Annotated in this window: 23 protein-coding genes; 7 read left to right on the top strand and 16 right to left on the bottom strand. The window is 56.7% G+C overall.

Going from position 1 to position 24098, the window contains the following annotated elements; translation table 11 throughout:
- Positions 1–451 precede the first annotated feature (451 nt).
- The 7 genes from aspT to GOX75_RS13400 all read right to left on the bottom strand — a co-directional run bounded on the left by aspT (position 452) and on the right by GOX75_RS13400 (position 9594).
- Complete coding sequence (gene aspT / locus GOX75_RS13430) at positions 452–2152, bottom strand: aspartate-alanine antiporter (protein ID WP_171123861.1); 1701 nt, start codon at positions 2150–2152, stop codon at positions 452–454.
- Positions 2153–2444: 292 nt separating this feature from the next.
- Entirely contained in the window at positions 2445–3815 is a 1371-nt protein-coding gene (locus tag GOX75_RS13425) for an FAD-dependent oxidoreductase (RefSeq protein WP_171123859.1), read from the bottom strand.
- On the bottom strand, positions 3796–4662 hold the full coding sequence (locus GOX75_RS13420) for an oxaloacetate decarboxylase (protein WP_171123857.1): 867 nt from the start codon (positions 4660–4662) through the stop codon (positions 3796–3798). The genes GOX75_RS13425 and GOX75_RS13420 overlap by 20 nt, the downstream gene beginning before the upstream one ends.
- Positions 4659–5279 (bottom strand): cysteine hydrolase family protein, encoded by a 621-nt coding sequence (locus tag GOX75_RS13415; RefSeq protein WP_171123855.1) that lies wholly within the window; start codon positions 5277–5279, stop codon positions 4659–4661. The genes GOX75_RS13420 and GOX75_RS13415 overlap by 4 nt, the downstream gene beginning before the upstream one ends.
- Positions 5280–7340 (bottom strand): hydantoinase/oxoprolinase family protein, encoded by a 2061-nt coding sequence (locus GOX75_RS13410; RefSeq protein ID WP_171123853.1) that lies wholly within the window; start codon positions 7338–7340, stop codon positions 5280–5282.
- On the bottom strand, positions 7337–9031 hold the full coding sequence (locus GOX75_RS13405; protein ID WP_171123851.1) for a hydantoinase B/oxoprolinase family protein: 1695 nt from the start codon (positions 9029–9031) through the stop codon (positions 7337–7339). Before GOX75_RS13405 ends, GOX75_RS13410 begins: the two co-directional genes overlap by 4 nt.
- Positions 9028–9594: a tautomerase family protein gene (locus tag GOX75_RS13400; protein WP_171123849.1), complete on the bottom strand. Its 567-nt coding sequence runs from the start codon at positions 9592–9594 to the stop codon at positions 9028–9030. The genes GOX75_RS13405 and GOX75_RS13400 overlap by 4 nt, the downstream gene beginning before the upstream one ends.
- Positions 9595–9740: 146 nt before the next feature.
- On the opposite strand from GOX75_RS13400, the gene GOX75_RS13395 reads away from it, so the two are divergent.
- The 6 genes from GOX75_RS13395 (at position 9741) to GOX75_RS13370 (ending at position 15535) form a co-directional block, all read left to right on the top strand.
- Positions 9741–10544 (top strand): GntR family transcriptional regulator, encoded by an 804-nt coding sequence (locus GOX75_RS13395; RefSeq protein ID WP_171123847.1) that lies wholly within the window; start codon positions 9741–9743, stop codon positions 10542–10544.
- Positions 10541–11947, top strand: coding sequence for a 3-isopropylmalate dehydratase large subunit (leuC, locus tag GOX75_RS13390; protein WP_171123845.1), 1407 nt, complete (start codon positions 10541–10543; stop codon positions 11945–11947). The genes GOX75_RS13395 and leuC overlap by 4 nt, the downstream gene beginning before the upstream one ends.
- Positions 11947–12558 (top strand): 3-isopropylmalate dehydratase small subunit, encoded by a 612-nt coding sequence (leuD, locus tag GOX75_RS13385; RefSeq protein WP_171123843.1) that lies wholly within the window; start codon positions 11947–11949, stop codon positions 12556–12558. Before leuC ends, leuD begins: the two co-directional genes overlap by 1 nt.
- A 92-nt stretch (positions 12559–12650) precedes the next feature.
- On the top strand, positions 12651–13664 hold the full coding sequence (dctP, locus tag GOX75_RS13380; protein ID WP_171123841.1) for a TRAP transporter substrate-binding protein DctP: 1014 nt from the start codon (positions 12651–12653) through the stop codon (positions 13662–13664).
- Between the two features lie 66 nt (positions 13665–13730).
- Positions 13731–14228, top strand: a complete 498-nt coding sequence (locus GOX75_RS13375; protein WP_371808164.1) for a TRAP transporter small permease — start codon at positions 13731–13733, stop codon at positions 14226–14228.
- Positions 14228–15535, top strand: a complete 1308-nt coding sequence (locus GOX75_RS13370; RefSeq protein ID WP_171123837.1) for a TRAP transporter large permease — start codon at positions 14228–14230, stop codon at positions 15533–15535. Before GOX75_RS13375 ends, GOX75_RS13370 begins: the two co-directional genes overlap by 1 nt.
- Positions 15536–15592: 57 nt before the next feature.
- On the opposite strand, the gene GOX75_RS13365 is transcribed toward GOX75_RS13370, so the two are convergent.
- From GOX75_RS13365 to GOX75_RS13345, 5 genes are all read right to left on the bottom strand, one after another.
- On the bottom strand, positions 15593–15766 hold the full coding sequence (locus tag GOX75_RS13365) for a hypothetical protein (RefSeq protein WP_171123836.1): 174 nt from the start codon (positions 15764–15766) through the stop codon (positions 15593–15595).
- 359 nt (positions 15767–16125) lie between these two features.
- The gene (locus GOX75_RS13360; RefSeq protein ID WP_171123834.1) at positions 16126–16431 is read right to left on the bottom strand and encodes a hypothetical protein; all 306 of its coding nucleotides are present in this window, start codon (positions 16429–16431) and stop codon (positions 16126–16128) included.
- A gap of 324 nt (positions 16432–16755) precedes the next feature.
- Positions 16756–17415 carry a hypothetical protein gene (locus tag GOX75_RS13355; RefSeq protein WP_171123832.1) on the bottom strand — a complete coding sequence of 220 codons (660 nt, stop codon included), beginning with the start codon at positions 17413–17415 and terminating at the stop codon, positions 16756–16758.
- Positions 17416–17418: 3 nt separating this feature from the next.
- Entirely contained in the window at positions 17419–18819 is a 1401-nt protein-coding gene (locus GOX75_RS13350; RefSeq protein WP_171123830.1) for a selenium-binding protein SBP56-related protein, read from the bottom strand.
- A 211-nt stretch (positions 18820–19030) separates the two neighbouring features.
- Positions 19031–20068, bottom strand: a complete 1038-nt coding sequence (locus GOX75_RS13345) for an AbrB family transcriptional regulator (protein WP_171123931.1) — start codon at positions 20066–20068, stop codon at positions 19031–19033.
- Between the two features lie 110 nt (positions 20069–20178).
- On the opposite strand from GOX75_RS13345, the gene GOX75_RS13340 reads away from it, so the two are divergent.
- On the top strand, positions 20179–20859 hold the full coding sequence (locus GOX75_RS13340) for a GntR family transcriptional regulator (RefSeq protein ID WP_171123828.1): 681 nt from the start codon (positions 20179–20181) through the stop codon (positions 20857–20859).
- A 22-nt stretch (positions 20860–20881) separates the two neighbouring features.
- Here GOX75_RS13340 and GOX75_RS13335 read toward each other — a convergent pair whose 3' ends face one another.
- From GOX75_RS13335 to GOX75_RS13320, 4 genes are all read right to left on the bottom strand, one after another.
- The gene (locus GOX75_RS13335) at positions 20882–21730 is read right to left on the bottom strand and encodes a 1-acyl-sn-glycerol-3-phosphate acyltransferase (RefSeq protein WP_171123826.1); all 849 of its coding nucleotides are present in this window, start codon (positions 21728–21730) and stop codon (positions 20882–20884) included.
- 204 nt (positions 21731–21934) lie between these two features.
- Positions 21935–22192 carry a DUF6525 family protein gene (locus GOX75_RS13330; RefSeq protein ID WP_171123824.1) on the bottom strand — a complete coding sequence of 86 codons (258 nt, stop codon included), beginning with the start codon at positions 22190–22192 and terminating at the stop codon, positions 21935–21937.
- Complete coding sequence (locus GOX75_RS13325; RefSeq protein ID WP_171123822.1) at positions 22192–22827, bottom strand: DUF1826 domain-containing protein; 636 nt, start codon at positions 22825–22827, stop codon at positions 22192–22194. Before GOX75_RS13325 ends, GOX75_RS13330 begins: the two co-directional genes overlap by 1 nt.
- Positions 22824–24038: a GTP-binding protein gene (locus tag GOX75_RS13320; RefSeq protein ID WP_171123820.1), complete on the bottom strand. Its 1215-nt coding sequence runs from the start codon at positions 24036–24038 to the stop codon at positions 22824–22826. The genes GOX75_RS13325 and GOX75_RS13320 overlap by 4 nt, the downstream gene beginning before the upstream one ends.
- Positions 24039–24098: the final 60 nt, after the last annotated feature.

Here is a 24098-nt window from a genome sequence, read left to right as displayed (position 1 = left end):
CTTAAGGCAACTCTGAGGCAACCAAAAGAATGACAAATGAGGGGTAAATGGGGTGAAGCCAGAGCAAAAATATCGAGAGCATAGTGCCTTTTTTTATTATTCTATGATACGGTAAGGGCATTCTAGGAAAAGGCGGTACACTGGACTACGAATCAAGGGGTCGGGGGTTCGAATCCTCCTCGGTCCGCCACTTGGTGATTTCCTCAAACTGCGATGATCTGCACAGAGTTCTTTTAGACTGTGTGATTTACGGCTTTTGCCGCGCGAGCGGGGCTTGTTGGATTTTCACGACTATCCCAGTTTGTACCTATTGAGTGGTAATTGCATGGCCCAAGACGTTGCAGTTCAGAGTTTTGTCTTCATACCCAACCCCAGATGAGTCCGAGATGTAATGGTCCGAGGGCGATGCCGACCCTGTGGGGGTCAAACATCGTGATCTTGCCTTTGTAACCTACGGCACAAACGCGACGACCAGCGGCCCCCATAGCGTCAGGAAAATGTTCGCAACCGCATAGGTCATGGTGAATGCTGGTGTAGGGGTCGAGTTCCCGGCCTTTTCTAACAGCGTGGCAAAACCGGGGTTGCCCGAGCGTGATCCTGTCACGACAGCGCAGGCCTCGATCGGGTTTTTAATCCGCAGGAAGTAATAATTGATCGGGAACTGAACGATCATGGGCATCAGAGTGACGACAACACCCAACAACAGCAGTATGACGCCATATTGTTGAATCGCTTCCAAAGCGGGTTTTCCAGCGTTCAGACCAACGACCCCGACGAAAACTGCCAAACCAAAGCTCTGCAGAAAATTCGCAGCCCCTTGGTTGATACCGCCAATCTTGGGTTGTCGAACACGCAGATATCCAATGATCAGCCCGGTCACGAGACAGCCGAGGCCCGAGCCAAGCGCGACTTTTGTCCCTGCAATGACAAAACTGATCTCACCGATCAAATAGCCGACCGCCACACCGATCCCCAGCGCGATGAAATTGGTGACCGAAGCCGAAGGGGGAACATATCCAGCCTCTTTAGCCACTCTGTTAAGGTCGTCCTTGTGGCCGACAATGCTGATTTCGTCGCCTGCTTGAATCACGGTGTTTTGCAGAACCGGTACGTCGTGACCAACCCGCGTGATCTTTGAGATATGAACACCGCGGCGTTGATCCACGGTTAGGGCTTCGCGGATTTCGGCCAGAGTCTTGCCCGCCAACTTGCGATTGGTGACAACGACATTGCGGCGTTCTTCGACAACGGTCAGTTCGGGCGGGTATTCGCCAATCTCACCGCTTGCGGTGCCCTCGAACTGGGTCAGGGTTGTGACCAGGCCAGATACGACAATAACGTCGCCTGCCGACACAACAATTTCAGGGGTCGGGTCCACCGGGACCCCATCGTGCAGCAGCTTTTCGACGATCAGATCACCGTTATAGGCGCCTTCGATCGCTTTGACCGATTGGCCGGAAACCGAGGCATCCGCATTTACTCGATAAGCGCGGGCATCGAAGCGGTTCATCGGAAGAAACTCGCCTTCTTCTAGTTTGCGGCCCCCGCCGCTGAGTTTCTGAGCAAGCTTGATTGCCTCTTGCCTCAGGTTGACGCGCATTATGATTGGAATAACGCTTACCGCCAAAATTGGGCCGATCGAGCCAAAGATGTAAGTCACCGAATACCCGACGGCGATGTTGGTTTTCAGCTTTTCAGCCTCGTCCGCGGCCAACCCTAATAGGTCTATCGCGTTTCCTGCGGTGCCAATGATTGCGGATTGGGTCAGCCCTCCGGCGGCCAACCCGGCGGCCAAGCCTTTGTCCAACCCAGCTAATCGTGCGACGACGATGACAAAGAACAGCCCCCAAAGCGTCATCATAAACGCGGCCAGAAGTTTCGTGAGGGCGGTTCGGTTCAGAGCCGCAAAAAACTGAGGCCCGCCATTGTAGCCAACCATAAAAATAAAGAGCGAAAAGAAAACGTTCTGAACGTCGGGACTTAGGTTGATGCCACCGATCTGGCCCACAAAAACTGCCACCAGAAGGGTTCCGGCGATGCCACCCAGTTCGAATTTGCCAACCCGAAACTTTCCAAGACCGTATCCAAGGCCCAGGCAAAGAAACAGCGCCATGATCGGAAATGCCCGAAGCTGTTCAGTAATCAATTCCATTATGAAATCTCCTGGGTCGTTCAAATGGTCCGTTTTGCTCAAGATACATAGCGTAACTATTATGACGACTGGCAAATTATGACGACCAGCGTCATGTGGATAAAACACCTAGAATGAGCTTGCATCAAGAACAGATTAAAACGGAAGAAACGGAAACGTCTTATTTTGAAAGGTAAATTCGCCTGTCATTCAAATTGGCGTTTTAGTTTTGCCTCCAAATCCGAAATACGACGAGGCTGCATTCCTGCCTACAGGTAGAAATGATCGGAATATTCAGGTGCAAAGCCTGATATTAAGCGATCCGGCCCGCAATTCGACCTAGCACAACGGCAGCCAACAAACCATTTCCGGAAAGATATCCGCTGTCCCCTTTGCCAGACACGCCAACAGCCGCGCCGCCGCCTGCGTAGAGGTTGGCGAATTTAGTACCGTCAGCTTTGAGAACGCGCGCACAGGAATCGACCCGCAATCCACCTTGGGTGTGAAACAAAGCGCCAGTAACGCGAACGCCTTTGTAAGGCGGTGCTAAAGGCGGCTGGTTAAAGGACCTGCCAAATTCATCCGTGTGACCGGTAGGAATGTCGTGAATGGTTTGCTCCAAAGCCGCAGACGGCAAACCCAGTGCTTTTGACAGGTCTTCGATGGTTTCAGCGGATTGAATTGCCCCTGAATTCTCTGCGCGCTTGAAATCCTCGAACTGGCGCGCAATCGCAGCGATACGGTCGTCGAAAATGGCGAAAGCCTCTGCGCCGGGCTGCGCCAGAACCGCACGGGCGGCTTCCGAATAGCCCTGCGCTTCGTTCCAGAAACGGTGGCCATTGCGGTTCACCTGTACACCGCCTTCGGTGATCACCGCCCACGTAATCAATATCCCATGAGGGTGAGCGACATTTCCGTGACCCTGATAGGCGCTTAAGTTCAGAAGTCCTGCACCAAGCCCTTCCCCCCAAACGATAGCCTCGCCCCGGTTGCCGCTGTGCCCGAACCAGAGCGCCTCTTCGATCTGGGGCATATGCGCGGACACTAAGGCGCGATTGCCACCGAAACCGTTGCAGGCAAGAATAAGCCGATCACATGCAATGGTTTCAACGGTTTCGTCCGGGCCAGTCACGGCAACACCCAAGATCCGGTCTTGATCCCGATACAGCGTTACCGTCCGTCGATTGCATATGATGTCTAAACCTTCACGCTCGCAAGTGCTGCGCAGGGCGTCGATCAGTTCTTGGCCCGACCGTGACGGCAGCCCGTGCATCCGGCGGCGCGAGTGACCGGGATAGTCGAAATCCGCGACAACCGAAAAGGGCAGGGCGTGGCGTTCAGACAGCCAGTCGATGACTTCGGCGGCGTTGCTGGCCAACAGATCGACCAGAGCCTGCTCGTTTTCGCCATGTGCCTTTGTCTGGATATCACGCGCAAAAAGTGCGGCATCATCCGTGATCCCTGCAGCCCGTTGAAGCTTTGTGCCTGCAGCCGGGATCAACCCGGCGGACAACGCGGTTGAACCGCTTGGAACTGGATCGGCCTCAATGACCAGCACGTCCTGTCCAGTCTCCGATGCCGACAGGGCGGCGACCAGACCACAAGCACCCGCACCGATGATCAGCGTGCCGGTCGTCAAATCGAACCGGTCCGGCGGAACGCTCTCAACCTTGGGTGTCATCATAGCGGGCCCCAGCTTCCAGCATCTCAGCAGTTCCGATGACTTTGTTCAGACCGCCGAAGTCGAACATGTTCTGGGCAAAGGGCTTGTTTGAACCGTTGACAGCCAGACTTTGATAGTATGCCTGAGCGGTTTTGGCCAAAGCTCGGACAATCCCTCCGGGGAAAATGACGATGGAATATCCCTGTGCCTCAAGATCGTTGGCGCCAAGTATCGGGGTTGCGCCGCCTTCGACCATGTTCGCCAAAAGGGGGACTCGCGGGGCAAATTGATCGGCGATGGATGTAAGTTGTTCGCGGCTTTGAGGGGCCTCGAGGAACAGAACATCTGCACCAGCCTCCAGATAGATTTCCGCGCGGTCGGTGGCGGCCTGATATCCCTCGACGGCGATGGCATCTGTTCGGGCAATGATCAGGGTGTCACTATTGGCGCGCGCGTCGGCCATCGCTGCGATTTTCCCAGCCATTTCCTGCGCGGGGATAAGCGACTTGTCCGACAGATGCCCGCAGCGTTTTGGATAGGTCTGGTCTTCGATTTGAAGCGCAGATGCGCCGGCGCGTTCATACAGGCGCATGGTTCGCTGGGCATTCAGCGCGTTACCAAAGCCGGTGTCAGCGTCGATGATAACAGGTAATGAGACCCGATCTGCGATCAGAGTCATGGTGTCTGCCATCTCGGACGCGGTGGACAGTCCGATATCGGGGCGGCCCAGCCGCGTGTAGGCAACGGCTGCACCGCTTAGATACAGCGCCTCGAAACCAGCTTTTTCAGCCAGCGATGCGGTCAAGCCGTCATACACGCCGGGGGCCACAAGAATTTCTTTGTTTTTCAGGCGGGACTTAAGGCTCATTTGGCTCCCTCCAGCCAGTTCATAATGTGATCGCAACTTCGCTGGTGTGTAACAGTGCCCAACGACAGGAGCGTTGCATCGTGAACCTCTTGCCGAAATGCGGCGCACCCATCTGTCAGCATAACGGTGTGGATATCCCGCAAATGGGCATCTCGAAGAGTAGAGGCCACGCCGCCATTGGTCACGATGCCCCCGACGATCAGGTTTTCGATGCCCAAAGCGCGCATCAGATATTCCAGCCGCGTCTGGTAGAAGGCCGAGTAGGCAACCTTTTCGATGACGAAATCGCAAGGTTGCAGGGTATCGACCAGACTGTGACCAAATCCGCCCGGCGCGAAGTCGCCTTTGGTCAGAAACGGGCGCAACTTCTTCAGATGCGGTGCAATCAACGGCTCGCCTTTGCGGTCCGGCACAAGTGTAAATTGCGCTGAAAAATAGCACCCGCCAGCGGCTTGCAGTTTTCGCGCCAAGGGGGCGATGCGTTCGGGAAGTGCCGCGATTTCTTGTGCTGACTGGCCTGCCCGGCCATAGGCACCTTTAGGATGGATAAAGTCGTTCTGAAGGTCGATGGTCAGCAGCGCCGTTTTGCGCGGGTCCCAGGTTTCTGGTTCGCTCATTCAGTCCTCCCCCAGTGGTTCGATGATCGTGTTGCCAAAGGAGTCTACGCGTCCTTGAAAATCCGGTTCGATCAGAACGGTCGTATCCGGTTGGGTCAAAATGGCTGGCCCTTTGATTACAGCGCCAACCGGTAAAGACAAGCGATCATAAATGGCCGTGTCATGCCAGGCGTTGCCAAAATGAACTTTGCGCGTCGACGAGGGCGCAATGCTGCCTTCCGTTGCCGGTGCAAGGGACGAAAGATCGAATTTCGGCCGCTTGCCCGTAACCGCGCTGCGCAGGTTCAGGATGCGTCGCACACCGTTTTTCAGCAGTCTTCCATAAGTGGCGTGATAAGCCGTATCAAAGGCTTGTTCGATATCGGCTTTGCCGGGCGCGGTCACCTTGCCGTCTGTCATCTTCACAGTCAGCGGAACCGGTACGGTATGTGTTTGACCCACGTAGGCCATGTCCAGCTCGAATGAAATCTCACGCCTGTCGAACGTCGTCCGTGAGGCATCAAGAAGCGCCATTCCCTGATCCACGTGTTCTTGCATGAACGCGCCCAAAGCAGCTTTGTCTAACTGCGCGACCAATGTGTTGATGGTCTGAACGAAGTCCTGCCGCATATCCGCGATCACGCAGCCCAGTGCCGAGGTGACGCCGGGATAACGTGGAACGATGGCGCGGGCGATCCCCACTTCGGCCAGCATTGCCCCGGCATGCAACGCGCCGCCACCGCCGAACGGCATGAAGGCAAAACGCTTGGGGTCAAAGCCGCGCTCGATGCTTACAAGCCGGATCGCCCCAGCCATACGTGAATTGGCAACACGCAAAATGGCCTCGGCCGCCTCAAGCCTCGTCAAACCCAAAGGTTCGCCGACGTGAATATCAATGGCTTTGCCAGCGGCCTCTACGTCCAGCCTCTCCAGTTTGCCACCAATCGGGTTGTCCGGGTCGATACGACCCAGCACGACATTGGCATCCGTTACCGTCGGGCGATCATTGCCAAGGCCGTAGGCGACCGGGCCGGGATTTGATCCTGCGCTTTCAGGGCCGATGTTCAGTAATCCGCCCTTGTCGACCCACGCTATCGACCCGCCTCCCGCGCCGATGGTCGTTATTTCGATCATCGGGTTGCGCACAACCATCCCGAAATCAATGGAGGTCTGGGCCGACAGCATCGTCTGCCCTTGTGAGATCAACGAAACATCAAAGCTGGTGCCGCCCATGTCCCCGGTGATGACGTTGTCAAAGCCCGCCGATTGCGCGATGTAGCCTGACGCAATCACACCGGCTGCGGGGCCAGACAGCGCCGTGCGCACTGGAAGGCGGGACGCGGTGTTGACCCCCATGACGCCACCATTGGATTGCACAATCATGAACTCACCATCGAATCCGCCGGATCGCAGGGCGTTTTCCAAGCGGGTCAAATAGCCCGAAACCTCGGGTTGCAGATAGGCGTTCAGTGCCGTGGTTGAAAATCGTTCGAATTCACGGATTTCCGGCAGGATTTCTGACGAGGCCGACACATGTGGATTTGGCCAGATTTCGCGTATGGCCGAGACAGCAGCGGCTTCGTTATCTGGGTTGGCATAGGCATTGGCGAACAGGATCGCGACAGCTTCGCACCCTTGTTCAAGCAATTGCTTTGCCGCTTTGCGCACGGCGTCCAAATCAACCGGCGTGCGAATGGTGCCGTCCGCAAGCGTGCGTTCCGGCACCTCCAGACGGTCGCGACGATCCACAACGGGTTCGAAATCACCGCGCAGCCCCCAAGTGCGCGGCCGATCCCTGCGGCGCATCTCCAACACGTCCCGCAAGCCCTCGGTGCAGATAACGCCCGTTCTGGCCCCTTTGCGTTCCAGCAGAGCATTCGTGCCCGCTGTGGTGCCATGTACGACAACAGAGATCTCGGATAGGTCTTCCTCCTCGCGCCCGATCCCGTCGAGAAACCCGCCCGACTGATCCGGGCGTGTGGTGGGAACTTTGGCGACGGTTGCGCTGCCGTCCGCTTCGTTCAGAACAAAGACATCCGTGAACGTGCCGCCAACGTCCACACCGATCATACGCCCGCTCATGGTGCCACCTCGCGCCATGCGGGGCCATAGTCCTGATCCGCCTGTTCGGCGCTTACATGTCCGCGTGCCACGTCCCGAGCGATCGCTTCGGGTGAACGGCGACCCGCAGCGCCATAACCCCCGCCGCCGGGTGTCTCTAGGCGCACCGCTTGTCCTTGCTTCAATTCGATCCCTCTCATTTTTGAAACCAGGGGCGGTGCCTTCCACCCATCGTCCTGTTCATAGGTGAAGACATTCATCGCCCCGTCGCCGCCTTGGGCGATCCCCTTTGGGGCGAACTTGCCGCGTTCGCCAAACAGAAAAGCCTGAGCGCCATTTTCTTCAAGTACTTCAATCTCATAGATGGCCCCAAGCCCGCCCCTATGGGTGCCCGCACCTGCACTGTCAGGGCGCAAAGCCCATTGACGGAACATGACCGGATAGGCGGCTTCTAGAATTTCCATCGGCGGGATCGTCGCCGTTGAGATCGGAGCGTTGCCGTGGTTCAACCCATCGCTTTCGACCGAGCCGCCGTGTCCCCCTCCGTAAAAGCTGAACATCACCCATGGCTGTCCGTTTGAGCGTTTCCCAGCAATGGAAAGCGCATTGATTGTCCCATAGGCATTGGCGACAACCCGATTAGGTGCGGCGTTGGCAAAGGCCGAGAAGACCACGTCGATCATCCGTAGAATAGTTTCCGTGTATCCACCTGTCGGGGCAGGGAACTTGGCCGATAACAGGCTGTCTTCGGGCACGATGACGTCGATGGGGCGCATTACCCCGGCGTTGGCAGGCAGCGCCGGGAAGACGTGTTTGATTGCCACATAGGCGGTCGCAACGGTCGTCGGCAGGGCAATGTTTACAGGCCCGGCGCATTGCGGGGATGAGCCCGTGAAATCCAGCACCATTTGATCGTCCTTGATCTCAAGCGCCAGTTTGATGCGAAGCGGCTCATCTGTGATCCCGTCATTATCGAGGAAATCCTCGGTCTCCCACCGGCCGTCCGGCAGTTCCTGCAACTCGGATCGCATCAGAGCTTCGGCCCGATCGCTGAGCGCCGCAAGTGCGGTTGAAACCGTGTCAGCCTCGTATTCATCCAGCAGCTCGTCCATTCTCCGGACCCCAAGATCCAAAGCGCCCAGTTGCCCGTTCAAATCACCCATCGCCGATTGAGGCAGGCGGGAATTCCGTAGAAGAATGTCGATAATGTCCTGATTTATCTCGCCCTTGCGCGCCAGCTTTACTGGCGGCAGAACGAAGGCTTCCTGGAAAACTTCGGTCGCAGCGGGGTTATAGTTTCCAGGCACAGCGCCACCCACATCATGCCAATGCCCAACCGACGCGAGATAGCAGAACAACGTGCCATCGCGGAAATAGGGACGCACCAGACGCATGTCGGACAAATGCGTGCCGCCGATATGCGCATCGTTGAAGATATAGATATCACCGTCTTCCAGATCGCCGTCCGAGGCTGCCTTTTCGATCACTGCTTTCACCGCAAAGGACATCACCCCCACAAAGATCGGCAAACCGGATTTGCCCTGAACCAGAGTGTCGCCTGTCGTCGCCGAATAAAGCCCATGACTGGCGTCATGCGCTTCGGCAATGATCGGGTTGAAAGCCGCCCGAAACAGGGTGGCGTCCATTTCGTCGGCGATCTGCTCCATGCGGCCTGCAAGAACAGAAAGGGTGATAGGGTCAATTTCGCTCATGCCTGCGCCCTTGTTTCTGCGATATCGTTCCAGACATCCTGGCGTGTGATCAAATCGTTCTGTATCTCGAACCGGTCAATGAAGCGGATGCCTTCGAATGGTGAGCCGTCAGTCCATTCACCGGATAACGTACCCCTGCAATAAACGATCGCGGCCTCACCATCGCTTTGCATGGCATCGAACCCGTCGTAGGTTTTTGCGATGCGGCGATACCGGGTGGCTGCCCAGTTTCTGAGATCCCCCAGATCACGCATGGGCGCGGTTCCGGGAAATTGCATCACGAAGTCCGGGCTTAGCCTTTTGCGCGCGCTTTCAACCGCGCCTTCGCCCATATCGGATAGAAACGCACGCACGATATGTTCGGGGTCGTCTTTCGCCCGGGCGGGCTGCCGAACCTTGCCGCCACGATAGTAGTTTTGATCGGATATGTCGTGGATCAAGACGGTCACAAGGTCTGGCGCGGCAGGCACTACGAATCGCACTGCATTGGTCAGCGCCACGCCAAGTCGTTGTTTTTCTTGTGCGCTATAGCCCTTGAACACATGCAATTCGACAATCGGCATGCAAAAGCTCCTCCGGTTATTGTATTATCTGTAATACAGGTTTGAAAATAATTGTAAGACTATTTTTCGAGTTGCAATAATACTAAAGCTTGCTTTTTAGAGTTCCGGTTCTACGATTGGAGGCGCTGTGAAAGGGGAATCATCGGGTGAACAAGATCAACGCGGCCAATCTTCCGGACGGGACCAAGGCGCAACGCGTCTATCTGCATCTGCATGATCAGATCACCGAAGGGCAGCTTGCGTCAGGGGAAACTTTGCCCGGTGAACAGCGGTTGGCTGAAAAGTTCGGGGTCTCGCGTGTCACAATTCGGCGGGCGCTGGACGCGCTTTCTCGAAATGGTCTGATAGAACGTCAGGCAGGTAGCGGCACCCGGGTTTCGGGCCAATCCACCCTTGGGGCACCTGCTGCGATGGACTTCAACACGCTGATGCCGCAACTGGTTGAAATGGGGCACAGCACCACCGCGCGGCTTTTGTCCTTTTCATACGGCAAGGCGCCGGAGGTGGTGGCATCGGCCATGGGGCTGCCGAGTGACCAGCAGGTGCAGATCGCTACGCGCGTGCGCCTGACTGATGATGTTCCGTTTTCACATCTGACGACCTACGTACCCGCTTCGATTGCGCAGAACTATTCGGAAAGTGACCTCGCAACGACACCGCTTTTCAAACTGCTGGAGCGCAGCGGCGTGCAGATCGAGGAAGCGCATCAAACCGTTTCGGCGACCTTGGCGGGGCCTGATGTGGCCGACGCATTGGGCATCGCTGTCGGCTCGGCTCTGTTGTCGCTCAAGCGGATCGTTCGGGACGTCGAAGGCAATGGGGTCGAATATCTTTCCGGCCTCTATCGCTCTGACATGTTTCGGCTCGAGATGCCCTTGGCGCGCGTGGGAACCGGCTCGGCCCGGCACTGGGAACCTGCGATCGGACGCAGCGAGGAGGTCGGGAAGTGAACGCACCGCGCACCATGCTCGACAAACTCTGGGCCTCGCATGAGGTTTTGAGGCGCGAGGATGGCGCGTCGCTGCTTTGGGTGGATCGACACTTTGTACATGAAGGGTCGCATCATGCCTTTGCCAAGCTGGCCGAGCGCGGCCTGCCTGTGGCTGAACCAGCCCTCACCTTTGCGGTGGCAGATCATTACGCGCCCACACGAAGCCGGGAACGGATTGCCGATCCAAAGATTGCACGGATGATCGAAACCCTGCGAAACAATGCGTCGGCTCACAACCTCAGGATTTTCGATCTGAGCGACCCTTCGCAGGGCATCGTTCACGTGATTGGGCCCGAGTTGGGCCTGACTTTGCCCGGACTGCTTATCAATTGCGGGGACAGCCACACATCCACTCACGGAGCATTTGGTGCGCTGGCGTTCGGGATCGGGGCGACCGAGGTTGCACATGTGCTGGCGACGCAGACGGTCTGGCAGCGCAAACCCAAGGCGATGCGCATCAACGTCGAAGGTCGTTTAGGGTTTGGTGTAACGGCCAAGGACATTGCCCTGAACTGGATCGCGCAACTGGGCAGCGGCGGTGCGCAGGGTCATGCGATTGAATACGCGGGGCAAACGATCCGGGATCTGTCGATGGAGGGGCGAATGACTCTGTGCAACCTCTCAATCGAAGGTGGGGCGCGGTTTGGCATGGTCGCACCTGACGAGGTCACGTTTGCCTATCTCGAAGGGCGCGAGTGCGCCCCTTCGGGGGCAGACCTGCAAAGCGCGCGACAGGTGTGGCGCGGTCTGGTCACGGACAAAGAGGCTGTTTTTGACCGCGATATCACCCTGGGCGCGGCTGACATTTCGCCAACTGTCACTTGGGGCACCAGCCCAGAGCAGGCCCTGCCTATAACGGCCAATATTCCCGCTCCGGACCCCAGCGATCCAGCCACGTCAAACTTGGCGCGTGAAGCATTGGATTACATGGGATTGGCACCAGGGCAACCCTTGGACGGTATCCCTGTGGATCAGGTTTTTATCGGCTCGTGTACGAATGGGCGCATTGAAGACCTTCGCGAGGCTGCTTTGGTTTTGTCAGGGCGCCGGGCGCGCGTACCGGGGCTTGTTGTGCCCGGATCGGAACGTGTCAAAGCACAGGCCGAAGCCGAAGGGTTGGACAGGATTTTCCAAGATGCCGGGTTGGAGTGGGCCGCGTCGGGTTGTTCAATGTGCGTCGGCATGAATGGCGACATCGTGGCCGAGGGCAAGCGCTGCGCATCCTCGACCAACCGCAATTTCCGTGGGCGTCAGGGACGCGGTGCGCGAACGCATCTGATGTCCCCGGCGATGGTCGCTGCAGCGGCCGTAACGGGCACAATCACAGATGTCAGGCCGCTTATTCAGGGCAGGGCGGCATAATGGCTGGTTGGAGCACACAAAAGGGGCACGCCTTGGCGCTGGCGATCGACAATATCGACACGGATCAATTGATCCCGGCGCGTTTCATGTCGGCCCCACGCAGCGAGGGATATGGCCAGTATCTGCTGCACGACATGCGGCGGGGCGATGACGAACAACTGTCCGCAGATTTTCCGCTGAACCGTCACGAAGGGATCAGTATTCTGGTCGCCGGGCATAACTTTGGCAGCGGGTCGTCGCGTGAGGCTGCGGTTTATGCGCTGGTCGATGCGGGCATTCGCGCGGTCATCGCGCCCAGTTTCGGTGACATCTTCGCCAACAATGCGATCAACAACGGCCTGCTGCCTGCGCAGGTCGATGCCCAGAAGGTGATGCAGCTACAGCACGCGTTGAAGGATGCCCCGGCCCAGGTTTCGATTGACTTGCCCGAAAGCCGACTGACCCTCGGGGACATTACGGTGACCTTTGAGCTGGACGAAGGATGGCGTGTGAAACTGATCAACGGCTGGGACGACATCGACCTGACCCGGCAGCATATGCAGGCAATCGGCGCGCATAGGAAAAACCGCAACAAGGCCGCCCCTTGGGCGTGGCCGAACAAACCGAATTAGGACACGTCGCGTGAAGACGGCGCAATACGGGCCAAGCGGCCTGAAATGGGGTGAGACCAAAAAATGCCCCTTCAACAAGTGGAGGAAGACTTATGAAAATGAACTCATTGGCTGGCCTGTTGGCAGGGGCCGTAATCGTCGCCGGAACGGCCAAAGCAGAAGAAACAATCTCGGCCGTTCACGCCTTTCCTGAAACGCTGATTTATACCCAAAGCTTTCTGGACTTTGTCGACAAAGTTAACGAAGCGGGCAAAGGGGTCATCCAGATAGACGTGCGCGGTGGTCCGGAAGCCATTGGCATGTTCCAACAACCCGATGCGGTTCGCGACGGTGTCGTCGACATGGTTTATACCCCAGGCTCGTTCTATGGTGGCGCGCTGCCCGAAAAAGACGCGATGGTCGCCTCGAACCTGACCGCTATTGAAACCCGCGAAAATGGCGGAACAGAACTGATCGACCAAATTCATCAGGACAAAATGGGCCTGAAGTACCTTGGCTGGTTCGACAGCGGCGTCTGCTACAACCTTTGGACTCGTAACGAGCCCAGCTTTGATGCCGACGGCAATCTGGAAGTCGAAGGACTGAAGCTGCGCGGCAACAACGTCTACAACGCCTTTTTCACAAACTACCTTGGCGCACAGGTGATCGACCTGCCAACTGGCGAGGTTTACTCGGCGCTGCAACGTGGTGTTGTTGATGCGACGGGCTGGACCCAGATTGGCCTGATTGACCTGAAATGGAACGAGTTCCTGAACTTTCGTATCGAGCCATGCTTCTTCTCGACCGATCTTGGCGTCATCGTGAACCTCGACCGTTGGAACTCGTTGTCTGAAGAAGCGCGCACGATCCTGCAAGACGTCGCGATCCAACACGAAAAAGACAGTGTTGAAGCCCTTCGCAGCAAACGCGACGAAGACTTTGCGGCCCTTGATGCAGCGGGAATGACAGTTGTCAGTCTGGAAGGGGAAGCAAAGGCAAACTACCTTGCAGCGGCCCGCGAAAAGACGTGGGAGCGTATGAAAGGTCTGATGGCCGAACAGCCCGGCGGCACTGATAACTATGATCGCCTGATCGAGCTGTTCTACGATCTCGACGCTGCAAACTAAGTCCAAAGACAGGCCCGTTCTGGTTGGACGGGCCTATAACATTTTTGGGGCAAAGCAGGCGGGATGATGAAAAGGATCTATGACGCAGTGCTGTTTGGCATGGCCATAATCGCTGGTCTTTTGCTGGTTTGGCTGATGCTATCCGTCATCACGTCAGTTCTGATGCGAAATGCCGGGCTGCAACCCTTTGCTTGGCTGTTTACGTCTGCAGAATACGGGCTGTTGTACATGACCATGCTGGGCGCGCCTTGGCTGGTACGGGAAAAGGGCCATGTCCACATCGAACTGGTGACAGCGGCGCTGCCGATTGGTTTGCGCCGGATTGTCAGCCGTTCGGTGGCTGCCGCCTGTGTACTGGTCTGCCTCATCCTTGCCTGGCAAGGGGCCGACTTGGTCCTGACGAATATCGAACGCGGGGACTATGACACCCGCGCTTACTATTTCCCCCGATGGATGCTGACGATCGCCTTTCCGCTTTCGTTTGGAATGATGGCGATCGAATTTTCGCGCTTTGTCTTCGGACCCGAGCTGATGCACAGCGGAGAAGCAGGGATACACGAATAATGGAATGGTACGAAGCGCTTGCCCTGCTGCTTGGGTCAATAGTGTTCCTGATGGCCATTGGAATGCCTGTTGCGCTGGCGTTTCTTGCGGCCAACATTCTGGGCGCCTGGATTTTCATGGGGGGTGAACGGGGGGTTACGCAACTGCTCAACAACGGGCTGGGCGCGTTGACCAAATATGCGCTGATGCCAATCCCGCTGTTTCTGTTGATGGGAGAGATCTTCTTTCACACAGGGTTAGGTGGGCGCATGTTCAGCGCGATAGATAAGCTGTTGGGCCGCCTGCCGGGGCGGCTGAGCTACGTAACGGTTCTGGGCGGCACCGCGTTTTCCACGTTGTCGGGGTCGTCAATGGGCTCAACCGCGCTTTTGGGGTCGCTGATGGTGCCTGAAATGAACCGCCGCGGTTACAAGTCGTATATGAGCATTGGACCAATATTGGGAACGGGTGGCTTGGCGATCATCATACCGCCTTCGGCGCTTGCCGTTCTTCTGGCCACGCTCGCACAGATAGACGTGGCGGCCTTGCTGATCGCGGGCGTTATTCCGGGCCTGATACTCGCCTTCTCTTACATTGGTACGATCTGGCTCCAAACACGGTTGGACCCCAACGCGGCTCCGGCCTACGACGTGGAGCCTATGTCTTTGGCATACCGCCTGAAACTGCTCATGACCGAGGTCGTGCCGATGGTTGGCGTCATGGTCGTGATCATCATCTTGATGATTAAAGGTTTTGTCACCCCGTCCGAGGCCGCAGCATTTGGCGCATTGGGCGTGTTGATCCTGGCCGCCATATTCCGCTGCCTCTCGTGGGAGGCGATCAAAAAGTCGGTCATCGGGGCCATCAAGGTTACACTGATGGCCTATCTGATTGTCTTTGGCTCGGCCACGTTCAGTCAGCTTTTGGCATTTTCCGGAGCGTCACGAGGATTGGTGAACTGGGCCATCGCATTTGAACTTGCCCCGTTGGCCATGCTGACCGTGATGTTCGCTGTCTTGCTGCTGCTTGGCATGTTCATGGAGCAGATCTCGATCATGTTGCTGACCGTGCCAATCTTCTTTCCACTGGCGCAGACGCTTGGGTTCGATCCGATCTGGTTCGGCCTGATCATGTTGCTTTCGCTTGAAATCAGCTTCACCACCCCGCCATTCGGGTTGTTGCTGTTTGTTATGAAAGGCGTCGCGCCGCCGGGTACCACAATGCGCGAAATCTATACATCAGCTTTCCCGTTTATTTTCTGCTCGATCTTGTTGGTGGTTCTACTGATCGCGTTCCCCGGCTTGGCATTGTTTCTGCCTAGCTTATGAGGCTGCCACGACCAGTAAGCCGCCACAAACGTACGATGTATGGTTCTGCACGGGTCGTCAGGCGCGTTGGGCCGCAAGGCTGCGTTTCTCTGCGCGTCCGCCGACGATGATGGCGCTTATCAGGACGATGCCAAAAAATGCTGAAACTCCGACAAAGGGGCCCCCTATGGCTGACGCAATGCCGGTTACAGCCAAGACAATAAGCAACGATAACGACGGTCTTTTGTTCATCTCGATATCCTCTTTGCGTTTGTCACTTCACTTATTGTTAAGTGGTTCGTCCGGTCGCCTGAGGCTTGCGAGGTTGCGCCAAAATTATATGAGTTCCCGTCTAATCACGCCGCGCCCATACGCACCGGTGTTGGCAAAACTGCGTATAAATTTGGCGGCGGGGCGCAAGCCATATCGCCGGGCATCAGCCACATATTCGGCAATCCTGCCGGATGGCGTGGCGATATCGTCCGCTGAGGGGAGTTCGGTAGGATAAGGGGGTGCGGCCCGCAGCTAACGTACCACGCACTCACAGCCGTTGCGGTGCCCCCCCTTAGTCAACCAAAACGGATGAAGCCTGCGATGTTCGCCCGTGGAACTTAGCCATTGCGCATCTCAACCAATGTCAGAGTGTCCGAGAACGGATCATATGCGCAAAAACCGGGATCCAATTCAGTTCCCGAAGGGTCTTGTAACCCGATGCTGATCAGGAATCCTTCGTGGCTGATGTGACGTTCTTCGGTTCTGCGAAACGGAATTCGATACCCTGCGTCGTGCCACATGATTTTGCATCTTGTACCCAGGGCCAGCTCTGGGTCTGTAAAGGCGCGATGCAATTGAAACAAGAAGGCGCAGACGAAAGACAGCACCGCCAATCCTGTCAGTATCTTGAATTTGTGCTTCAAACGAAAAATCCTGTCTGTCTCAAGGCGTTACGCACACGGCCAAAAAACGCGAAAACTGAAAATCTTACAACTGGCCATAACTTACCTCAGGATGCGCTTTGTCCAAAGCCGTTAATTTGGGCTTGTTTCCAAAACCCAGCCAACCACGAATTCAACCGTTAATCTGTTGAACGGACAAAGTAGAAACTGCGCCCGGTGTTTTCAGCCCGCGAAGGTCGAGACGCCATAAATCCGTTTTTGATCATCGGGATGGCAAGGCATTCGCTCATCTCCGCAGCGAACCATACCAAGTTCCGATCGCTGAGCTGCCAAAGGTTGGGCAGCTTAGTGGGTGAATATCAGCGACAATGTCCCCACTAGGATCAGGCTTAGTGCCCAAACCAGATCCAGATTGAACCAGCTTTTCGACAGAAACCTGAGGCCTAGCCAATGATAGACGCCAAAGGCAAGCAGGCCGCCGGAAATAGTCATGGCTAAGGTGTGGGCAAGGGCAACAGCAACCGCAATTCCGGCATTTCCGGTCATCAGGTCAGACGCGGCTGCGTGACCTGCATTAGTGGCAACTGTTCGGCAGATTCCCAGATAGATCGGAACCAGCATCAGGCCCGCTCCATGCGCCATCGCAGCCAGAAATGACCACAGCACAAGCCTTGTCGGAGGCACGCGCGCAAGGAAGCGCGGGTGGCGGCGATTGAAAAGCAGGTAAAGGCCCAGGCCAATCACAAGGCACGACGCGGCAATCTGGATTTTTCGCTGCCACTCGGCCAGAAACAGCAATGCGGCAAAGGGAAACAGTATCGCGGCCATCGCCAGAAGATGCCCGGTTGCCAAGGCGAGCAGCGCCTTGAGCAGACTGTTGCCGCTTTTGTCCATCAGTGCCGCAGACACCGCCAAGGGCCAACCCATACCGGGGTTGACCCCGTGATATATGCCCGAAGCGACAACAGCCCACCAAAGGGCTGCTGCCGTATCTAATCCGTCCACGTGTCAGACAGACGGGTAGCAGAAACTGTCGGTTGAACAATCGCCGCCCTCTAGGCGGATCTGGTGGCTGCGATACCCCTTTGGAAAAGTAACATAGAAGTCTTTGTCCAGCTCCAAACCGCCATTTTCGCCGACATTGGCCATCACCATCTGGCCGCCCTCGTCATCGGGGTAGAACTGGTCGTCCCATGTCGAATACAACGAATTGGTCCAGTAGACCCGCTTGCCGTCACGACTGATTTCGACCATCTGTGGACCATAGGCAAAAGCCTTGCCGTTGGGGTGTTTCGTCCCACGCGCAATCCCGCCCAGCTCAACCTTGCCAGTCAGTTTGGGTTTCATTGGGTCGGATACATCATATTGGTGCATTTCACCCTGACCCCAACATGCGACGTAAAGGTACTTGTCATCCAGGCTCAGGTCGATGTCGGTTACCAATGGCGGCACGGCCTCGAACCCCTGCAACAGGGGTGGAAGGTTTTCGGCCTTTTCTGGCCGGGGGTCGATCGTGATCGTTTTCTTCGCCTCGAACGTGCCATCGTCCTTCTGCCACCACGTGAAAATCGAACCCTGCAGGTTGGTCGTATCCACAACGACCCCGCAGAACCCATAATCTTTTGCCGGATCATGCGCAGGCCGGATTTCCAGCGCCATCTGGTGGTTTTCGCCAAGGTCGATGGTCTGGACGTTGCGGCGTTCGCGCAGGTTCCAGAAGTGAATTTTGTGACCGTATTTGTTGGACAGTAAATCCTCGGCCACGATCCCGTTTTCGAATTGTGGGGGCAGGCCCCATTCCGAGCTCACCATGTAATCGCGCGGAAGGTTCCACCAGAAGTCGTAGTGCTTGGTTTGCTCACCCCGGTCCATCTCGTATCGGCCGAGGATTTCGAAGCTTTCACAATCCATGATGAAAATGCCGGGTGGTCCGTCTGTGCCGTCTTTGCCACCACCCCCAAGCGTCGAGACATAGATACCTTCGGGGCCGCAATGGATTGTATGCGGGCGCGAGTATCCTGTCTTGGCAAACACCTCTTCGGGTTCGATGATCTTGTGGATTTTCGCCTTGAGCGGCTCTTTGACGTCGATCACGTAGATGCGTGAGGATCGAATGCCGGGAATGATCAGGTAACGGCGCTCAAGAAAGGCGTGCCCGGTCAGGGGGGACAGCGCAGACGAGCAAGCGTTCCACCCGAAATGATGAAACTCATCACCTTTGTTGGGCATAATGAGTTTGTGAACAATCTTGCTGTAGGTTTTGGAATTCGGATCAACGTCGATAACTGCTAACCCATCCGGTTTCGAACCGTCCGGACTGAGCATCAAAGTAAAGGCTAGCGTTTCCGCCGGAGCCTCCATTGCAAGTTTAGGGGTTGCGTGAAAAGTGGGATCAGGTCTCAAGTTCATATCTGGCTCCTCCCAAAGCGTGGGCGCCTGACCAAAATGGGTTGGCCTGTTAGCGCCCAATCCAGAGAATGCCACATAATCGAGATTCGTTAAATCTGTGGCGGCGGCCAATGCCCGACCCCGTTAATTGGCTTGTTGTTTAAGCCTGAAAATCTCGGCACCCGGCAGACCCACTGAACCAAGTGCTGACCCAAGGCGAAACGATTACAAATCAGGGGTGGTCCTTCGGTTTGGACAGTCGCAGGATTAGGTTTGCGGCAATCGGTGCGCCAATGATGACCAGCACAATTCGCGTCAGGTGGTGCGTGATGACAAACCCCAGATCCGCGCCTGATACAATCGCCAGCACCGTCATTTCCGCCTGCCCGCCGGGCGCGAAAGCAAGGAATGCTTCGACCGGACGCCCCAGGCCCAAAGTGGTAACGATGGCTGTGAACCCTGCCGCCAAGACCGCAAGCACTACGACATAGGCGAAACCAGCGGCGACAACGCGCTGAAGCTCTCGCCAAGTGACGCCAACGAATTTCACCCCGATGGTGCAGCCGATAAAGAACTGCGCCGCCAAGATAGCCTCGCGTGGGGGGCGCGAGTGTATGAAATCGCCCAGCGACAACGCGGCTGTCAAAATCATGGGGCCCAGAATGGACGCGCCGAACAACCCAATCCTCTCACCCCCTTTCCAGCCTACAACCGCGGCCAGAACCATTAGCAGAACCTCGTGAATGGGTAGCTCGCTGGCGGGTTGCCCAATGGGGTTTGTCAGGTCCGCATCGTAGAAAACTGCCAGGAAAATAGGGGCCAACGTCACGATGATCAGAACGCGCGTACCGTGGATCAGGGACAAGGTACGCGGGTTGGCCCCGGCTTCGGTGCCGAAAATGATCATGTCCTGAAGGCCACCGGGCATGGCGGCATAGAATGCGGTTGTGGTGTCAAACCCCCATAGCTTGCGAAAGAACGGCACACCAATCAGGGCGATCAGGAGGATGAACAACGGGATCAGCATGATCGAGGCCGCCATTTTGGGCAGTTCGGCAAACAGGCTGGGGGTGATCGACGCGCCGACTGCAACACCCAGAATTGTCCGCGCCGCAACAGAAACCTGTCCGAAGCCTTCCATCGGCGCATGGGCCAGAGCAGCCATCAGGCAAGCTGTCATCGGGCCGAACAAAAACGGCAGCGGCAGGCCCAAAACCCAAAAGACCCCTGTGCCAAGAACCGCAAGGCCAGCGGTCACGAACCGCTTCATCAGCAGAGAATGAAAAATGTCTTGATTGGCCAACTCTCGTGTTCCATCGGCATTGACTCATTTTGTATCCATATGTATACAATTGGACGCAGCATGCAAGTACAGGCGTTATGAGCATTCAGGACGATCAGATTAAGCCCGGACCGCAGGGCAGCTCTGCCTATCAATCCCTGCTGGATGAAATTCGCGCAGGGGCTTTGCTGCCGGGGGATCGTCTGCGCGAGATAGAGTTGTCGGAACGGCTGGGCGTTAGCCGCACCCCTGTGCGGGAAGCGATCCGACAGCTAGAGGCGGATGGGCTGGTTACGCATGTTCCGCGTCTGGGCGCGACGGTCCGCAGCCTCGACTATGCCGAAGTGATGGAGCTGTATGAGATGCGCGCAGTGCTTGAAGGGACTGCGGCGCGACTTGCTGCGCGGGCTGCCTCTGACATTGAGTTGGATGAGCTGGACGTTCTCAATGACCGGCTGGCCGAGGCAGGCACAGGGCCGGATGCCGTGCGGATCAACAAGATTTTCCACGCCACGTTGTTGGATGCGGCAAAGAACAGATTTCTAACGAAATCCACATTGTCCTTGCAGAAGGCGTTGTTGATTCTGGGACCCTCACAGCTTTTGGGCAGTGAACGGGCCGCGTCAGCCGTGGCGGAACACCGGCGCATAATGGTCGCGTTGAAAGCACGCGACGGTGCTGCGGCAGAATCTGAAATGCGCGCTCATATCCAGGCGGCGCAACGAATGCGCATCCGCGCGCTGCAGGAGCGCGACCGGGCAAAGGACCAGGATTTATAAGGCCGGGAAAAGCTAAGCGCCACTATTGGTCATAGAGGTCGGGAACCAACCCTTCGGACAGTCTTTTCAGAATGTCGGGTGCGGTGCCTGCTTGCTGAACCGGGCCGTAATAGACATCATATGAGCCGCCAAGCTTAGCAATCAGCTCTGACACGTATCGCAGAGACGCGACTTTGCGCCCAAACTCGTCGTTGCCCCCACTCAGGACCCCAGCCAGACGGCGCGTCCGGTAGTAGTGCCGAGAGTTGCGCATGTTTGCCGATGCGGGAACGATTGGCGCCCCGGCCTCTGCTGAAACACGGGTTACCCCGGTCCTCCAGGGAGGTTCGACCAGACGGTCACCTTTCAAATACGGAACCCGGCCAGAGCCGAACACGAGCAGGGCGCCGTCTTTCTTAAGGTGTTGCAACATTCCGGCACGGGTCTGTCGGGCCGTCAAAACCCTGTCCTTTTGATCCAGATCCACCGGGACGATCAGATCGCGGCCCAAAAACCTTTCAGCTTCGCGCCCGGCGACAACCTTCAGGTCCGCGCGATGGTCCTGCAATGCCCCCGCATGGGCAAGAAAATCGAAGGTCCCGATCGGATGGGTCGAGGCGATGACGACCGGGCCTTGAGTCGGAATATTCTCAAGCCCGTGCGCGCGTATCGTGGTTCCGTGGTTCATCTGCAAAACCGCGCGCACCAACTCTGGCCCGGTGCGTTCACCAAGCTCCGACAATATCTCTTCGGTTTCTTTCAGGGCAAAGAAAGCCTGACCAGTCGTGGTGCGGTTGATCCAGTCAACGCCCTCCATCAGGTACCGCAAGATCCTTAACCTAAAGTCTGCTCCAACTGGAATGCGCAGACGGGCGCGCAGTAAGTCATCCACCGGATTATCATTATTGTCGTTGCCCAAGGCGCGCCCAAATCATTGTAGTGTCGTGATCACGACGCTTACACGTATTCGGTTCAACTGCACAACCTTGCGAAAGTCTACAGGCTGTTCAACTCCGGACACCGTGAGATTATGGGGGCTGGTTTGACGGGCGAGGAAGTCGCCCTTTCAGATCGTTTTCGGTGAGGTCCAAACATATCATGCTAATGCTGCGCCTTTGCTATCTTTGGCAAGTTGCAAGGCTTCAAGGCGGCCCAGTTCCTCTAGGGCACGGCCATGATCACCTGTATGGGCCAGCGCTTTCTGATAGGCACGAAGGACTGATCGTGGACGCCAAGGCAACGCGGCCTGAGATACCCACGCACGCAAGACCGGAGGCAGGCGGTCAAACTCGCGCATCGGATTTTCGGCGCGGCGGCGCTTTCTCAGTCTCGTCTGGCCAAGATTTCGCGGCATCAGACGTCTTCCTCGATGTCAAAAATGGGATCGAGCACCAGAACAAGGCGGGTCTCACCTGTTCCCGCAATTGGTGGCGAGCGATGCAGTAACCCTGACGGAGGGTTCTGTGGCCAAAGCGTGCCACGCATAACTATGGGGGCACCGGTTGCCACGGTAAACACGCGGTCTGGGTCAAGGCCATCCTTTGACATACCGTATTGCGTGCCTATCCCGCGATAGGTGCAGATCAGGCGCGCGTATAAGGCATCTATGTGGAATTTCCTGCAGGCATTGGTGTTGATCGCGTCTAGGCAAAGTCGAAGATAGGGTGCGCGCATCATCTCGGCAAACCGCGTGGCGAGGTCTGAGATGCATCCTCTAACCAAGTGCGTTCTGCACCTTCGTCTATCCCCGCCATGTTGCACAAGTGACTCAGGGCGTCCGGAACGGCCCTGAGGGCGTAGGACTAGCCGCGCTTTGGGCAGATGCGATGGGTCCAGGGTGTTGATCCATGTCTGAAATTCCGGCGCAAGTTGACGGCGCCAGATAGTCGCCGCGCACCCCGGCATTTCGATTTTGGCCAATCCGTCCGGCTTATCCGATACGCCCACTCCGACGGCTGCGCCGTTCAGGTCGGTGCGATGATAGGTCATGCGGCATCCTCCACTCGGCGCCACAGCGGAAACGGGTCAGGCAAGTCAGATGGAAGGGCATCCGGCCCGGGCGCAACGGCCTGAGATAGCAGGCAGGATTCAAGACGGGACTTGAGGGATGGCCAGTCGATACCTGCACCGATAAACACAATCTCTTGCCGCCGATCGCCCCAAGGCTCGACCCAGTGTTGTTTGATGTAGTCAAGCACTGACGGGTGATCAGGCCATCTGGTATCGGGCACGGACGCCCACCAAGTTCCGATTGGCTTCACGCTGGACAGAGCGCCAGCAAGGGAAAACTCAGCCACCCACTCGGGACGGGTTGCAATCCAGAAATGACCTTTCGCCCGGATCACACCGGGCAAATCGCTATTCAGCAGCACCAGGATTTTCTCGGGCTCAAAGGGTTGTCTGGCGCGAAAAACATAGGACGAAACGCCATACTCTTCGGTTTCCGGCACGTGGTCGGCAAAACCATAAAGCTCCTTGACCCACATGGGGTGCTGATGCGCCATTTCGAAATCGAAAAGGCCAGTGTCCAGAATAGCATCACTGGAAACCTCGGATTGGTTCGTTTCGATGATTTTTGCATCCGCATTGAGGCTACGGATGATCTTGCGCGCTGCATCGGTGCGTTCCGGGCCGGCATCAGCAACCTTGTTCAGGATGACAACGTCGGCAAATTCGATCTGGTCGGTCAGTAGATGCACCAGAGTGCGATCGTCCTCGTCGCCAAGGGTCTCACCACGGTGGTGAAGGAAGTCGTGGCTGGAGTAGTCGTTAAGCAGATTCACCGCGTCAACCACGGTGACCATCGTGTCAAGGCGGGCCACGTCAGACAGGCTTTCACCGTCTTCATCGCGAAAATCAAAAGTCGCCGCGACGGGCAGGGGTTCTGAGATACCAGTGGATTCAATCAGGAGATAGTCAAACCGACCTTCCGCAGCCAGTCGCCGGACCTCGGCCAGCAGATCATCGCGCAGGGTACAGCAGATACAGCCATTTGACATTTCAACCAGAGTTTCATCGGTCCGGCTGAGTTCCGTTTCGGCCCGGATCAAATCGGCGTCGATGTTCACTTCGGACATGTCATTAACGATGACGGCGACACGCCGGCCTTCACGATTATTGAGAACCCGGTTCAGCAGGGTTGTTTTGCCAGCTCCAAGAAAACCGGACAGGACAGTAACGGGAAGGCGGGTATCAGTCATAGCTTAAAAACACTTCTTCTTTCGTGGTGGGTATGGGGCGACGGGTTCGCAACATGTTGG

The organism is Ruegeria sp. HKCCD7251 (assembly GCF_013031165.1).
In the GTDB taxonomy this organism is placed as follows: domain Bacteria; phylum Pseudomonadota; class Alphaproteobacteria; order Rhodobacterales; family Rhodobacteraceae; genus Ruegeria.
This window is presented reverse-complemented; position numbering and strand designations above follow the sequence as displayed.